At 49.7% G+C, this 13,884-nt stretch carries 13 protein-coding genes; 7 read left to right on the forward strand and 6 right to left on the reverse strand.

Translation table 11 applies throughout. The features are described 5' to 3' along the window. Nucleotides 1-247: 247 nt before the first annotated feature. Nucleotides 248-2,293: a peptidyl-dipeptidase Dcp gene (gene dcp, locus HV352_RS11710; RefSeq protein ID WP_181635455.1), complete on the reverse strand. Its 2,046-nt coding sequence runs from the start codon at nucleotides 2,291-2,293 to the stop codon at nucleotides 248-250. Between the two features lie 137 nt (nucleotides 2,294-2,430). Between dcp and ydfG the strand changes: the two genes are divergently transcribed. The 3 genes from ydfG (at nucleotide 2,431) to ydfZ (ending at nucleotide 4,342) form a co-directional block, all read left to right on the forward strand. After that, nucleotides 2,431-3,177, forward strand: a complete 747-nt coding sequence (ydfG, locus tag HV352_RS11715; protein ID WP_016153061.1) for a bifunctional NADP-dependent 3-hydroxy acid dehydrogenase/3-hydroxypropionate dehydrogenase YdfG — start codon at nucleotides 2,431-2,433, stop codon at nucleotides 3,175-3,177. Nucleotides 3,178-3,263: 86 nt separating this feature from the next. Then, nucleotides 3,264-3,950 carry a GntR family transcriptional regulator gene (locus HV352_RS11720; protein ID WP_047417528.1) on the forward strand — a complete coding sequence of 229 codons (687 nt, stop codon included), beginning with the start codon at nucleotides 3,264-3,266 and terminating at the stop codon, nucleotides 3,948-3,950. Between the two features lie 188 nt (nucleotides 3,951-4,138). After that, complete coding sequence (gene ydfZ / locus HV352_RS11725; protein WP_003032393.1) at nucleotides 4,139-4,342, forward strand: putative selenium delivery protein YdfZ; 204 nt, start codon at nucleotides 4,139-4,141, stop codon at nucleotides 4,340-4,342. A gap of 74 nt (nucleotides 4,343-4,416) precedes the next feature. Here ydfZ and HV352_RS11730 read toward each other — a convergent pair whose 3' ends face one another. The 4 genes from HV352_RS11730 to HV352_RS11745 all read right to left on the reverse strand — a co-directional run bounded on the left by HV352_RS11730 (nucleotide 4,417) and on the right by HV352_RS11745 (nucleotide 9,086). After that, nucleotides 4,417-5,883: a mannitol dehydrogenase family protein gene (locus tag HV352_RS11730; protein ID WP_181635456.1), complete on the reverse strand. Its 1,467-nt coding sequence runs from the start codon at nucleotides 5,881-5,883 to the stop codon at nucleotides 4,417-4,419. Nucleotides 5,884-6,042: 159 nt separating this feature from the next. Beyond that, nucleotides 6,043-7,377, reverse strand: coding sequence for an MFS transporter (locus HV352_RS11735; protein WP_049041486.1), 1,335 nt, complete (start codon nucleotides 7,375-7,377; stop codon nucleotides 6,043-6,045). A 60-nt stretch (nucleotides 7,378-7,437) separates the two neighbouring features. Further along, nucleotides 7,438-8,652, reverse strand: coding sequence for a starvation-sensing protein RspA (gene rspA, locus HV352_RS11740; RefSeq protein WP_016153056.1), 1,215 nt, complete (start codon nucleotides 8,650-8,652; stop codon nucleotides 7,438-7,440). 107 nt (nucleotides 8,653-8,759) lie between these two features. Beyond that, complete coding sequence (locus HV352_RS11745) at nucleotides 8,760-9,086, reverse strand: YnfA family protein (RefSeq protein WP_181635457.1); 327 nt, start codon at nucleotides 9,084-9,086, stop codon at nucleotides 8,760-8,762. Nucleotides 9,087-9,239: 153 nt separating this feature from the next. Between HV352_RS11745 and HV352_RS11750 the strand changes: the two genes are divergently transcribed. Both HV352_RS11750 and speG read left to right on the forward strand, forming a co-directional pair. Next, nucleotides 9,240-9,581: a DUF1283 family protein gene (locus HV352_RS11750; RefSeq protein ID WP_181635458.1), complete on the forward strand. Its 342-nt coding sequence runs from the start codon at nucleotides 9,240-9,242 to the stop codon at nucleotides 9,579-9,581. Between the two features lie 35 nt (nucleotides 9,582-9,616). Continuing rightward, nucleotides 9,617-10,177 (forward strand): spermidine N1-acetyltransferase, encoded by a 561-nt coding sequence (gene speG / locus HV352_RS11755; RefSeq protein ID WP_006684613.1) that lies wholly within the window; start codon nucleotides 9,617-9,619, stop codon nucleotides 10,175-10,177. A 7-nt stretch (nucleotides 10,178-10,184) separates the two neighbouring features. On the opposite strand, the gene HV352_RS11760 is transcribed toward speG, so the two are convergent. Next, entirely contained in the window at nucleotides 10,185-10,895 is a 711-nt protein-coding gene (locus HV352_RS11760) for a YnfC family lipoprotein (RefSeq protein WP_029139534.1), read from the reverse strand. Between the two features lie 102 nt (nucleotides 10,896-10,997). Between HV352_RS11760 and HV352_RS11765 the strand changes: the two genes are divergently transcribed. Next, nucleotides 10,998-11,306 carry a DUF1161 domain-containing protein gene (locus tag HV352_RS11765; protein WP_085951053.1) on the forward strand — a complete coding sequence of 103 codons (309 nt, stop codon included), beginning with the start codon at nucleotides 10,998-11,000 and terminating at the stop codon, nucleotides 11,304-11,306. Between the two features lie 148 nt (nucleotides 11,307-11,454). Further along, nucleotides 11,455-13,881, forward strand: coding sequence for a selenate/tellurate reductase subunit YnfF (gene ynfF, locus HV352_RS11770; RefSeq protein WP_181635459.1), 2,427 nt, complete (start codon nucleotides 11,455-11,457; stop codon nucleotides 13,879-13,881). The last annotated feature ends 3 nt before the right edge of the window (nucleotides 13,882-13,884 follow it).

Genomic DNA, 13,884 nt, shown 5'->3' on the forward strand with positions numbered 1-13,884 from the left:
AGAATAAAAAACAACATAACGTTAGTCTGCCCCAACTGCGGCAATACCTACCTTCCTTCCCAAAGCAAACCAGTCAAGTAACGTAAGAACAGGAAAACAATGCCGACCTTTCACCAGCAGCACTCCCTACCCGAGCGTCTCTATGAGATGCAAGGCATCAATACCCAACAACGATTCATTTTGCTGAAGAAAAAATCCAGCTAACAACCGGGCACCACGCCCGGTTCAATTTTCTGGCTGACCTGTCTTAAGCGCTCAAGCCACGATGTTCCAGCATGGGTTCCATGCGCGGTTCACGCCCGCTCCACTGGCGATAAAGTTCAGTTAAATCAGTGCTGTTTCCGCGGGACAAAATTGCTTCGCGGAATTTCTGTCCGTTTTCACGGGTTAATCCGCCCTGCTCTACGAACCACTGATAGCCGTCATCGGCCAGCATTTGCGTCCACAGATAGGCATAATAACCTGCGGCATAACCGCCACCGAAGATATGGGCAAAATAACTGCTGCGATAACGCGGCGGCACGGCCTTGAGATCCAAACCTTCCGCCGCCAGCGCCTGCTGTTCAAATTGATCGACCGGATGAGATGACTCGCTCAACTCCAGAGAGTGCCAGCGCATATCCAGCAATGCAGCGCTGAGCAGTTCGGTCATGTCGTAACCTTTGTTAAACAGACTGGCTCGCTGCATTTTATCCCGCAATGCCTGCGGCATTTGCTCCCCGGTATCAACATGTCGGGCAAAACGGGCAAAGACCTGAGGATGGCTCGCCCAGTGTTCGTTGATCTGTGAAGGAAACTCGACAAAATCACGCGGAGTGTTGGTTCCAGAAAGCGTGGCATAACGCTGAGTGGCGAACAGACCGTGCAATGTATGTCCAAATTCATGAAATAGCGTAATAACATCATCCCACAGCAGCAATGCAGGCTGATCCTGCGCAGGTTTTTGATAATTACAGACGTTGTAAATAACCGGTCTGGTTTCGTTAAGCAGCGATTGCTCAACAAAATTGCCCATCCAGGCTCCGCCGCTTTTTGATTCCCGGGCAAAGAAATCACCGTAAAATAGCGCTAACCCTACGCCATCATGATCGAATATTTCCCATACCCGAACATCCGGGTGATAAACCGGAATATCGAATCGTTCAACGAATTTGATGCCAAAGAGTTGATTGGCCGTCCAGAAAACGCCCTCGTTCAGCACCGAATCCAGGGCAAAGTAAGGTTTGAGCTGTGCCTCATCAAGGTCATATTTCTCACGACGGACCTGCTCGGCATAAAACGACCAGTCCCAGGCCTCGGCGCTAAACGACTCGTGTTCTTGAAAGATAACGTTCTGGATTTCAGCCTGCTCATCCAACGCCCGCGCCCGCGCGGCTGGAACAATAGATCGCATAAATGTCAGTGCCGCTTCCGGCGTTTTTGCCATCTGGTCGGCAATTTTCCAGGCTGCGTAATTGGCAAAACCAAGCAGTTGCGCCTGCTGCATCCGGATTGCTACCAGTCGCTGAATAATAGCTCGCGTGTCGTTGCCATCATCATTTTCAGCCCGCGTCCATGCGCGGGTGAACAGTTTTTCGCGGGTCTGACGATCGCGTAAAACCGCAAGCGCCGGTTGCTGTGTTGTGTTTAATAGCGGGATAACCCAACGCGCTTCAAGCCCTTTCGTCCTTGCAGCTTCGGCAGCAACGGCAATTTCTTCTGTGCTCAGCCCCTCCAGCTGCCGGATATCATCCACCACCATAGCACCTGACGTGTTTGCTGCCAGCAACCGTTGATTGAACTGGCTGGTCAGCGTGGCTGACTCCGTATTGAGCGCTTTAAGTTTGGCTTTATCGGTCTCGTTCAGACGGGCGCCGGCCAGTACAAAACGCTGATACACAACCTCCAGCAGACGTATTGATTCGCTATCCAGACTTAACGTACCACGCCTCTGCCAGACGGCTTCGACACGGGCGAAAAGCGCGCCATTGAGATAAATATCATTGGCAAGGCTCGCCAGCTCTGCGGAAAACTCTTCGTCAAGGCGCTGTAGTTCATCGTTGGTGTGCGCCGCCGTCATCGCGAAGAAAACGCTGGTCACACGCGTGAGCAGCACTCCGCTTTGTTCAAGCGCCAGCAACGTATTAGCAAAATCAGGAACCTGTGAGTTTTGCACAATAGCGTCGATCTCGGCGCGTTTTTGCCGCACGCCTTCATCAAACGCTGGACGATAATGCTGCACGTCGATCTGATCAAACTGCGGCGCCTGATACGGCAATGTGCTGTGGTGTAAAAATGGATTCGTTAACGACATCTTTCACTCCTGAAAACGATTTGTTTACCAGAGTAGACTTCCCGGGAATCGACCGCAATCGCGTTAAGCAGGAATAGCTCTGAACGGAAATGACGTGCTATGGTAGTACTACATAAAAAGCGTTGAGGAACAGTGAGATGATCGTTTTAGTAACCGGAGCAACCGCAGGTTTTGGTGAGTGCATTACGCGTCGTTTTATTGAGAATGGGCATAAAGTTATTGCCACCGGACGCCGCCAGGAGCGCCTGCAGGAACTCAAAGATGAGCTGGGTGACCGCCTCTATACCGCGCAACTGGACGTGCGTAATCGTGCATCAATTGAAGAGATGCTGAACGCCTTACCTGCTGAATGGCGCGATATTGATGTTCTGGTCAACAACGCGGGTCTGGCGCTGGGCCTTGAGCCAGCCCACAAGGCCAGCGTTGAAGACTGGGAAAATATGATCGACACCAACAACAAAGGCCTGGTTTATATGACCCGTGCCGTTCTGCCAGGCATGGTTGAGCGCAACCGCGGTCATATTATCAATATCGGTTCCACCGCGGGAAGTTGGCCATACGCTGGCGGGAACGTCTACGGTGCGACCAAAGCGTTTGTTCGCCAGTTTAGCCTGAATTTACGTACTGACTTACACGGCACTGCGATTCGCGTTACCGACATTGAACCGGGTCTGGTTGGCGGTACGGAATTCTCTAACGTACGTTTCAAAGGCGATGATGCTAAAGCTGAAAAAGCCTACGAAAATACCACTGCGCTGACCCCGCAAGATGTTACAGAAGCGGTATGGTGGGTGGCGTCTTTACCCGCTCATGTCAACATTAACACCCTTGAAATGATGCCTGTCACACAGTCTTTTGCCGGACTGAGTATTCATCGGAGCTAATTTCTCTGCCCGGCCTTGCGCCGGGTATAGATAGCCTGAAATAAGTGATAAGATCTCCGGGTTAACTCTCTAAAAAGTAAGAATGAATGACCGTAGAAACGCAGCTCAACCCTACACAACCGGTAAATCAACAGATTTACCGTATTCTTCGTCGAGATATCGTGCACTGTCTGATTGCACCCGGTACGCCGCTGTCGGAGAAAGAGGTTTCCGTACGCTTTAATGTGTCACGCCAGCCGGTACGAGAAGCATTCATCAAACTGGCAGAGAACGGTCTGATTCAGATCCGCCCGCAGCGTGGCAGCTACGTAAACAAAATTTCGCTGTCGCAGGTGCAGAACGGCTGTTTTGTTCGCCAGGCAATTGAATGTGCCGTGGTCCGCCGCGCCGCATCACTGATCACCGATAAACAGTGCTATCAGCTCGAACAAAATCTGCATCAGCAGCGCATTGCGATTGATCGAAAACAAATCAATGATTTCTTCCTGCTTGATGACGAATTTCATCAGAAACTGGCTTTAATCGCCGAGTGCCAGCTCGCCTGGGACACCGTTGAGAATATTAAGGCCACGATTGACCGCGTTCGTTATATGAGCCTGGATCATATCTCTCCGCCTGAAATGCTGCTGCGTCAGCATCACGATATTTTTACCGCACTTGAGAAACATGATGGCGATGCCGTTGAGCGCGCAATGATGCTGCATCTCCAGGAAATTGGTGAGTCCGTTCAGCTAATCCGTCAGGAAAATAGCGACTGGTTCAGCGAAGATTAATATTACGCTCACCTCACACCGAGGTGAGTTTCTCCTGCCTTCCCCTCTCCCGCACATCTGCATAAAAAAAGCTGTGATTTTGATCGAAAACAAAAAAAATCATTAACGAGAAGCGTATTTATATTGCGCCCGTTACGTGGGACTAGAGCCCACGGGCTTTGACGGTAAGTTGGAAAGGAGAAAACACCATGAAAACATACGATCGTAACCGTAACGCAATCACCACTGGCAGCCGCGTCATGATTAGCGACACCGGACTTACAGGCCGCATTACAGCGATAGATACCGATGGCCTGACCGCTGAGCAAATTCGCCGCGGGAAAACAGTGGAAATCGAAGGGTGTGAAGGTAAATATGCCCCCCTCGAACTGATTCGTTTGGGCATGAACTAATTGGTGTGAATGCCAGAAAACAATGCGCCATCTGGCCCGTTTATAGCCAGATGGCGACTTAAATGATGTTCTCGTTACTTCAGTTTTGCAGCATACTTCGCAACGGTTGCTTTCGCCCCTTCAGCCAGTAAAGCAAGATAGGCTTGTGTGACCTGGTTCTTGAACAATTCTACCTGCGGCAGTTCACGACCAAAAATAGCATCGATCGCCAGCAGCGCCTGGACACGATCTTCGCCCTCGTTACTGCTATGCACCGCTTTCTGGATCACCGGTAACAGCGGATCGCTGATTTCAATCGACTGGCCCTGATCATCCACACCGCCGACGTAACGCATCCAGCCAGCCACGCCCAGCGCCAGCAGTTCAAAGTGGCTACCGTGCATAATGTGCCAGCGAATGGAGTCCAGCATACGCTGCGGCAGTTTTTGACTGCCGTCCATCGCGATCTGCCAGGTGCGATGACGCAGTGCCGGGTTGCTGTAGCGCTCAATTAACAGATCGGCATAGTGCGGAAGATCCACACCTTTCACTTTTAACGTGGGCGCTTGTTCCTGCAACATCAGCGCGCGCGCGGCGAGGCGATAATTTTCATCGCCCATGCAATCGTTAATGTGCTGATATCCCGCCAGATACCCCAGATAAGCAAGGAAAGAGTGGCTGCCGTTGAGCATACGCAGTTTCATCTCTTCAAACGGAATGACATCAGCAACCAGCTCCGCTCCCGCTTTCTCCCATTCAGGGCGGCCAGCGACAAAGTTATCTTCTATAACCCACTGACGGAACGGTTCACATGCCACGCCTGCCGGGTCGCGTACGCCGGTGATGTGTTCAATTTTGTCCAGCGTATCCTGGGTAACTGCAGGGACAATGCGGTCAACCATTGTCGACGGGAATGTGACATGTTGTTCGATCCACGCAGCCAGTTCCGCATCCACCGCCCGGGCATACGCGGTGACAACATTGCGCATCACATGACCGTTTTCCGGCATGTTGTCGCAGGACATCACGGTAAAAGCGGGTAACCCCGCAGCTTTGCGGCGTGCAAGCGCCTCAACCACAACGCCTGGCGCAGTTTTTGGCTGTTTTGGATTTTGTAGATCGGCGGCAATCATCGGGTTGTCTAACATCAATTGACCGGTCGCCGGAGAATGGCAATACCCTTTCTCGGTAATGGTCAGGGAAACAATCGCAACCTGCGGTTCACTCATCGCAGCCAGTACGCTTTCCAGCCCATCAACCTGCGCATGCAGCGCATTTTTCACCACGCCCACGACTCTTGCAGTCCAAGCATCCGCAGACATTTCTGCAACGGTATACAGGTTATCTTGCTGTTTCAGATCGGCAATCTGCTGCTCGCCGCCAATCAGGTTCACTTCGCAATAGCCCCAGTCACTGCCGTGATCTGCAGCGAGAATGTCAGCGTAAACCCCCTGATGTGCGCGGTGAAATGCGCCAAACCCCAGATGAACAATACGTGGAACCAGTTTTGTACGATCGTAGTCGGGAACTGCAGCCTTTGCCGTTAAGAGCTTGTTTTGCATGGTATGACCTACTTATCAATGAAATCAGGATTGATTCAGAGTAACGCCTGTATGGTTGTATGTTTTGATTTGCATTAAGCTTTTAATGATTGGTATGACATCACTTAAAGCTGTGTACCATAAAAGGTAAATTTGGCGGCATATTGCCGCCAAAGGATATTAATGTTTCTGCCACTGCTGGTATTCACGTTTAAGCCTTTGCGGTGCAGTTTCCGGCATCATCAGCAAACCAATAACTGAGATGACGCCAAGTACAATCACATAGGTTGCGAGTCCATAATAATGTCCACCAGTTACTTGCAGAATTTTTACTGCTACTAAACCAAGAATCCCACTACCAATTAGCGATCCCAACTGCCAAATTAATGCTATTCCGCTACAACGAATATGAGTCGGGAAAAGCTCTGGGAAATAAGATGCCTGAGGTGCATAACACATACTATGCCCAACGCTCAGTACCAGGATCATTACTATTTGCGTAAGCCAAAAGCTATCCTGATTGATTGCAAGGAAGAAAGGAATAATCATAACAACCTGGAGCAATGCGCCGATAATATAAACTGGTTTACGCCCAATTTTGTCGCATAGCGAGCCCATCATCGGTATTGCAATTATTTCTATAATCACCGCAACAATCATTGTCTCCATCAAGATATTTGCATCGAGATTGTTTGCCTTACCGTATGCAAGGACAATCACTGTAAACATTGCAAATGTGCAGGCCTCAATCAGCTTCGCACATACTCCCTTAACGACAATTCCCGGAAAATCACGGATAACTTCAACTAATGGACGTGATTCTTCTGCTTTTGTCTCCCTAATCTGAGCAAAGACTGGTGATTCATCAATTTTTAAGCGGATAAATAACCCAACAATAACCAGCAACAGACTTAACAGGAACGGTATACGCCACCCGTAATCCATCATTGCCTCTGGAGAAAGTGTGGCATTTAACAACGCAAAGAGTGCTAACGGCAGAAGAAAACCAACTGGGGCACCGATTTGAACCCAACTCGAAAAAAATCCACGATGTTTGGGCTCAGAATATTCAGCAGTCATCAATACTGCACCGGCTTGTTCTCCTCCAACACCAAAGCCCTGTAATACACGAATAAATATAAGTAAAGCTGGAGCCCATACACCTATTTTTTCATATGTAGGTAACAACCCAATACAGAATGTCCCTAAGCCAACGATTAATATAGTAATAACCAGTGCTTTTTTGCGCCCGACCTTATCGCCAATATGCCCAAAGACAATTCCTCCTAATGGTCTAGCCAGGAAACCAACGGCATAGGTTGCAAAAGCAGCCAGCGTACTAATTAATGGATCGTCACTTGGGAAAAATAAATGACCAAAAAAGAGTACGGCTGCTGTCCCATATGCAAAGAAGTCATAGTATTCGGCAGCAGTACCAATTGCGGAGGCTGAAGCCACTCTGCGAATAATGGGTTTATTATCTACGTTATTTTTAATATCGACTGAACTAACCATAAGTTTTACCTTCTGTAGGGTATTGAGTTAATCAACATCTTTCGTACGTAAAATTTATATTTACCAGTTCCACAACGTGCCATCTTCCAGACGAGCAACAGGCAGATATGCAGGGTCATACGGATATTTCGCCGCCAGCTTTTCATCAAACTCGATCCCAAGACCTGGTTTGTCTCCAGGATGCATATAGCCGTTATCAAAGGTCCAGTTGTGCGGGAACACTTCCAACATTTGCTCGGAATACCCCATATATTCCTGTACGCCGAAGTTCGGCACCCACAGATCAAAGTGCAACGCAGCGGCCATGCATACTGGAGACAGATCGGAAGGTCCATGCGAACCGGTACGTACCTGATACAGCGACGCGAAATCGGCAATTCGACGCATGCCAGTGATACCGCCCGCATGGGTGATGGTGGTGCGGATATAGTCGATCAATTGCTCTTCGATAAGCTGTTTGCAGTCCCAGATGCTGTTGAAAACTTCCCCTACCGCAATCGGCGTGACCGTATGCTGGCGGATCAGGCGGAAGCATTCCTGGTTTTCAGCCGGGGTTGGGTCTTCCATCCAGAACAGACGGTATTGCTCGATGCTTTTGCCGAAACGGGCCGCTTCAATTGGCGTCAGACGGTGGTGCATATCGTGCAGAAGATGTTCGTTGAAACCAAACTTGTCGCGCACGGCTTCAAACAGTGTTGGTGTGAAATCGAGGTACTTCTCCGTTGACCATAACTGCTCTTCTGGCCACTGCCCTTTGGTGGCGGGTTCGTAGGCCAGTCCTTTGCCTTTAGACATACCGTAAGTGGTTTTCATACCCGGCACGCCGCACTGCACGCGAATTGCTTTAAAGCCCATCTCTTTATGGCGCGCATAATCTTCGAGTACGTCATCAACGGTATGGCCTGTGGTGTGACAGTAAACCATAACGCCTTCACGAGATGCACCGCCGAGCAGCTGGTACAACGGCATATTCGCCGCTTTCGCTTTGATGTCCCACAATGCCATATCCACCGCGGAAATCGCCGACATGGTGACCGGACCACGACGCCAGTACGCGCCTTTGTAGAAAAACTGCCAGATATCCTCAATTCGGTGCGCATCGCGACCAATCAGCTGCGGACAAACATGATCTTTCAGATAGGACGCTACGGATAACTCGCGTCCGTTTAACGTGGCATCTCCCAGCCCAGTGATCCCATCGTCTGTCGTAATTTTCAACGTGACAAAATTACGCCCCGGACAGGTGACAAACACTTCAGCCCCAACAATCTTCATCTCTTATTCCTTGCATTTGTTCTTGTGATGCAGGAAATTTACCCAACTGAGCTACTACCATACAAGTATGAAGATCAAAAAAACGCTGATTGATCACAAAAAAGGCGCTATGCGCGCCCCCACCCAGCCACAATAATCAGCATGCCGCACAATGCCACCAGCGCGCCTGACCAGTCGTACAGGCTAAGTTTTATGCCGTCAACAATACGTAGCCAAAGCAGCGCTGTCACCACGTAAACTCCACCATAGGCCGCGTACACACGCCCGCTTGCTGCCGGATGCAGCGTCAGTAACCAGACGAATAAGGCCAGTGACATCCCGGCGAGTATCAGCAGCCAGGCCGTAGCCCCTCGCTTAAGCCAGAGCCAGGGTAAAAAGCAGCCAATGATTTCGCATAACGCGGTGATGAAAAAAAGGAATGTGGTCTTAAGCATTGATGTTATTCAGTTACCTTCGGTTTAACCATGATACGACAGAATGTCGTTAGCGTATCCATCTCCGCTGAGTGGGTATGCCCGCAAGCCGGAATAGTGTAGAATTTAACCCTGTTTTATTGTTTTTCCCCTTTCCCATAAAAGGAATTCACCATGAATATGACACTGACCAAACGCCTGTGCCTGACGGCTATGCTGACGCTGGCTGCGGCTGTGTACACCTCTTCCGCATTTGCTGAAACCAGTAAACTGATCATTGAATCCGGGGACAGTGCGCAAAGTCGTCAACAGGCAGCAATGGAAAAGGAACAATGGAACGATACGCGTCAGTTACGCCAGAAGGTCAACAAGCGTGTAGAGAAAGAGTGGGACAAAACCGACGCTGCTTTCGATAGCCGTGATAAGTGCGAACAGAGCGCAAATATTAATGCGTACTGGGAGCCCAACACCCTGCGCTGCCTCGACCGCCGCACTGGCCGCACCGTTGCCCCATAATGATTGCACTTTGAAAGATATTGAAAGGATACGATATGACTAGCGCCCTCAGTGTTAAGCTGCGCCCGCTGGAGCGTGAAGATTTACGATTTGTCCATCAGCTTGATAACAACGCCAGCGTAATGCGTTACTGGTTTGAAGAGCCTTACGAAGCATTTGTTGAGCTGTCAGATCTGTATGACAAGCATATCCACGACCAAAGCGAACGTCGCTTTGTTGTGGAATGCGACGGTGAAAAAGCCGGACTGGTGGAGCTGGTTGAAATTAACCATGTGCACCGCCGGGCAGAATTCCAGATCATTATTTCGCCGGAATATCAGGGCAAAGGTTTGGCTTCCCGGGCTGCTAAGCTGGCGATGGATTACGGCTTTACCGTACTTAACTTATATAAGCTGTATCTGATCGTTGATAAAGAGAACGAAAAAGCCATCCACATCTACCGTAAACTCGGCTTTATGGTCGAAGGCGAGCTGATTCATGAATTCTTTATCAACGGTCAATACCGCAACACTATCCGCATGTGTATCTTCCAGCAGCAGTATCTGGCAGAACATAAAACGTCAGGTCCTAACCTGCTGCAACCTACCGCTCAGTAAAGACTGACTAATAGTAATCGATGGTGTTTTCAATCGAGTAATGGTGTTCAACTGCCGGCTTCACGCTCTCGTCAACGATAACAAGCTGGCAGTTGACCGGATTAGCATAGTCATCATACTTGCACGTTTGTTTTACATTACCTAACGGATGGTTATTGAGCAGGCTTACCGCGGTGTAATCCAGCTTCTTCAACGGGTCAACCGACGGTTTGGCATCAACCTGCAAGGTATTGTCCTTATTGACGGTGGTTTTACCCAGCGGGTAACCTTCCGCATCATAGCGATATTGCACCTTCATCTCTTTTCCCGTGGCGGAAACGACAAAACCGTTATCGTCGGTATCCCATACCACGCCCGCCGCAGGCAGTTCTGCTAACTGACATTTACCCTGTAAGCGGATCCGTTTTTCCAGCGTTTTGGCGTCCCGGTAATAGTTAGCATCCAGGACCAGCGCCATGCCGGTATTGCTTTCAATATCATGCAATTCAAGCGTATCGAAGCACCCTTCCTGTGAGAGCGTACCGACAACGCGCTTGGTGACTTCACCTTTGTCATTAAGCAGCGTCTGGCTGAAATCTTTTACCGGCCCGCGCAGCGGATCGAAATCAAATTCATTGGAAAAACTGGCCATTTCCGGCGTAAAGGAATCCAGGCCTTTGGCGTTATCACACCCGGCCAACACGACGCACAGGAAACCTAACAAGATCTTTTTCTTCACATTTTTCACCGGGATAAGAAGATAATTCTCAATCATATTAGCAAATACAGTTATTTACACCAGAAATGCTAATCTTAGTCCAGGTCGATCATAAAGGAGCTGATGATGAAATACATAACAGGAATTGCCGCGCTCTTACTGGCCGTCGCGTCCCCGCAGGTTTTGGCGGCACCGGCGTCATGTGAACGCGTGAAAAGCGATATCGAACAGCGGATCATTAATAATGGCGTTGCTGAATCCAGCTTTACGCTGAACATTGTTCCCAACGATCAGGCCGATCAGCCTGATTCACTGGTCGTGGGACATTGTGCAAACGATACGCACAAAATTCTCTATACCCGAACCAACAGTGGCAACGCCCCTGCCAATAGCACCCCTGCCCAGGACGGGCACGTCGCCGAACCGCAATAAATCACGCCCTCCGTGCGCGGAGGGTCACTCCAGTTTGATATGCATTAAGATGACATACCCATAAGTGGGTAAACTCAAACCATTATTAGCATGCTATTAATTTCGTTATAGAAATTAATATATAGCGATAACTATAATGGGGTGAGTAATGTCAAAAACTGAGCAATATGGAGGCATTAGCCGCAGGACGTTAGTGAAATCCTCGGCAATCGGTTCGCTGGCGCTTGCCGCGGGTGGGCTGTCGTTACCTTTCGGAATGCGCACTGCCGCCGCAGCGGTACAGCAGGCGATACAACCCGTTGAAGAGAAGGTTGTCTGGAGTTCTTGTACCGTTAACTGTGGTAGTCGTTGTCTTTTACGTCTGCACGTTAAGGATGACTCCGTCTATTGGGTAGAGTCGGACACAACGGGCGATGATACCTACGGTAATCATCAGGTACGTGCCTGCTTGCGTGGCCGATCGATCCGTCGCCGTATGAATCACCCTGACCGCCTAAAATATCCAATGAAACGTGTAGGCAAGCGTGGAGAAGGAAAATTTGAAAGGATCACCTGGGATGAAGCACTGGACACTATTAGTGGTAATTTGAAGCGGATCCTGCAGGATTACGGTAACGAAGCGGTTCACGTGCTGTACGGTACAGGTGTAGATGGTGGGAATATTACTAACTCCAACGTCCCCTACCGCCTGATGAATTCTTGCGGCGGCTATTTGAGCCGCTACGGTAGTTATAGTACCGCGCAAATCAGCGCCGCAATGGGTTATATGTTTGGTGCTAACGACGGCAACAGTCCTGACGACATCGCCAATACAAAACTGGTCGTCATGTTTGGCAATAACCCTGCCGAAACCCGTATGAGCGGCGGCGGTGTAACCTGGTATGTTGAGCAAGCCCGCGAACGTTCTAACGCACGAATGATCGTTATCGATCCTCGATATAACGATACTGCCGCTGGTCGTGAAGATGAATGGCTGCCTATCCGCCCAGGAACTGACGCTGCATTGGCTGCGGCGATCGCCTGGGTGCTGATCACCGAAGATCTGATTGATAAACCTTTTCTTGATAAATACTGTGTCGGCTTCGATGAAACCACTCTTCCCGCCAGTGCACCGCGGAATGCACACTATAAAGCCTATATTTTAGGCGATGGACCAGACGGGATAGCCAAAACACCGGACTGGGCTTCCCACATTACCAGCATTCCGGCTGAGAAAATTATCCAGTTAGCGCGTGAAATCGGCGCAGCGAAACCCGCTTATATCTGCCAGGGTTGGGGACCGCAGCGTCACTCCAACGGTGAACAAACCGCTCGCGCGATTGCGATGCTCTCCGTTTTAACCGGTAATGTGGGGATAAACGGTGGTAACTCAGGGATGCGCGAAGGGACCTGGGATCTGGGCGTGGAATGGTTCTCCATGCTAGAAAACCCGGTTAAAACGCAGATATCAGTCTTTACCTGGACGGATGCTATTGATCATGGTGCAGAGATGACCGCGACCAAGGACGGTGTTCGCGGTAAAGATAAGCTGGACGTGCCTATCAAGTTTATCTGGTGTTATGCCAGCAATACGCTCATCAACCAGCATGGCAATATCGCGCATACCCATGATGTCTTACAGGATGACAGCAAGTGCGAAATGATCGTCGGTATTGAGCATTTTATGACTGCCTCCGCAAAATACTGCGACATTCTGCTACCTGACCTGATGCCAACTGAACAAGAAGATCTCATCTCACACGAGTCTGCCGGGAACATGGGCTATGTCATCCTTGGTCAACCGGCGACATCGCCAAAATTTGAACGTAAACCCATTTACTGGATGTTAAGTGAAGTCGCCAAACGTCTAGGTCCGGATGTATATCAAAAATTCACCGAGGGTCGTACGCAGCATGAATGGGTGAAATACCTACATGCCAAGACCAAAGAGCATAACCCGGAAATGCCGGATTACGACGAAATGAAAACGACAGGTATTTTCAAGAAAAAATGCCCCGAAGAACACTATGTTGCTTTCCGTTCTTTCAGAGAAGATCCTGGGGCTAACCCATTGAAAACGCCATCAGGGAAAATTGAGATTTACTCTGAACGGCTAGCAACCATTGCAGAAACATGGGAACTCAAAGACGATGAGATTGTTCATCCTCTTCCAGCTTATGCACCAGGCTTTGACGGTTGGGACGATCCTAAGCGCAAAACGTATCCACTGCAGCTCACGGGTTTCCACTATAAGGCGAGAACCCACTCCAGCTACGGCAATATCGATGTTTTACAGCAGGCTTGCCCGCAGGAGATCTGGATAAACCCCGTCGATGCCAGGACGCGCGGCATCCGTAATGGCGACACAGTTAGGGTGTTTAATAATATCGGCCAGATGCTGATCAGCGCGAAAGTCACACCGCGTATTTTGCCCGGCGTCACTGCCATCGGACAAGGAGCCTGGCTCAATGCCGATATGTTCGGCGACCAGATCGATCATGGTGGTTCCATAAATATTCTCACGTCGCATCGACCTTCTCCATTAGCGAAGGGGAATCCATCCCACAGTAATCTCGTTCAGGTTGAAAAGGCATAAGGA

The organism is Citrobacter sp. RHBSTW-01044, assembly GCF_013781945.1.
Lineage (GTDB): Bacteria > Pseudomonadota > Gammaproteobacteria > Enterobacterales > Enterobacteriaceae > Citrobacter > Citrobacter braakii.

Coding starts and splice junctions, on each gene's coding strand:
- HV352_RS11720 (WP_047417528.1), top strand. CDS start 3,264: ATGACCGTAGAAACGCAGCTCAACCCTACACAACCGGTAAATCAACAG.
- HV352_RS11730 (WP_181635456.1), bottom strand. CDS start 5,883: ATGCAAAACAAGCTCTTAACGGCAAAGGCTGCAGTTCCCGACTACGAT.
- ydfZ (WP_003032393.1), top strand. CDS start 4,139: ATGAAAACATACGATCGTAACCGTAACGCAATCACCACTGGCAGCCGC.
- rspA (WP_016153056.1), bottom strand. CDS start 8,652: ATGAAGATTGTTGGGGCTGAAGTGTTTGTCACCTGTCCGGGGCGTAAT.
- HV352_RS11735 (WP_049041486.1), bottom strand. CDS start 7,377: ATGGTTAGTTCAGTCGATATTAAAAATAACGTAGATAATAAACCCATT.
- speG (WP_006684613.1), top strand. CDS start 9,617: ATGACTAGCGCCCTCAGTGTTAAGCTGCGCCCGCTGGAGCGTGAAGAT.
- HV352_RS11745 (WP_181635457.1), bottom strand. CDS start 9,086: ATGCTTAAGACCACATTCCTTTTTTTCATCACCGCGTTATGCGAAATC.
- ynfF (WP_181635459.1), top strand. CDS start 11,455: ATGTCAAAAACTGAGCAATATGGAGGCATTAGCCGCAGGACGTTAGTG.
- HV352_RS11750 (WP_181635458.1), top strand. CDS start 9,240: ATGAATATGACACTGACCAAACGCCTGTGCCTGACGGCTATGCTGACG.
- HV352_RS11765 (WP_085951053.1), top strand. CDS start 10,998: ATGATGAAATACATAACAGGAATTGCCGCGCTCTTACTGGCCGTCGCG.
- dcp (WP_181635455.1), bottom strand. CDS start 2,293: ATGTCGTTAACGAATCCATTTTTACACCACAGCACATTGCCGTATCAG.
- ydfG (WP_016153061.1), top strand. CDS start 2,431: ATGATCGTTTTAGTAACCGGAGCAACCGCAGGTTTTGGTGAGTGCATT.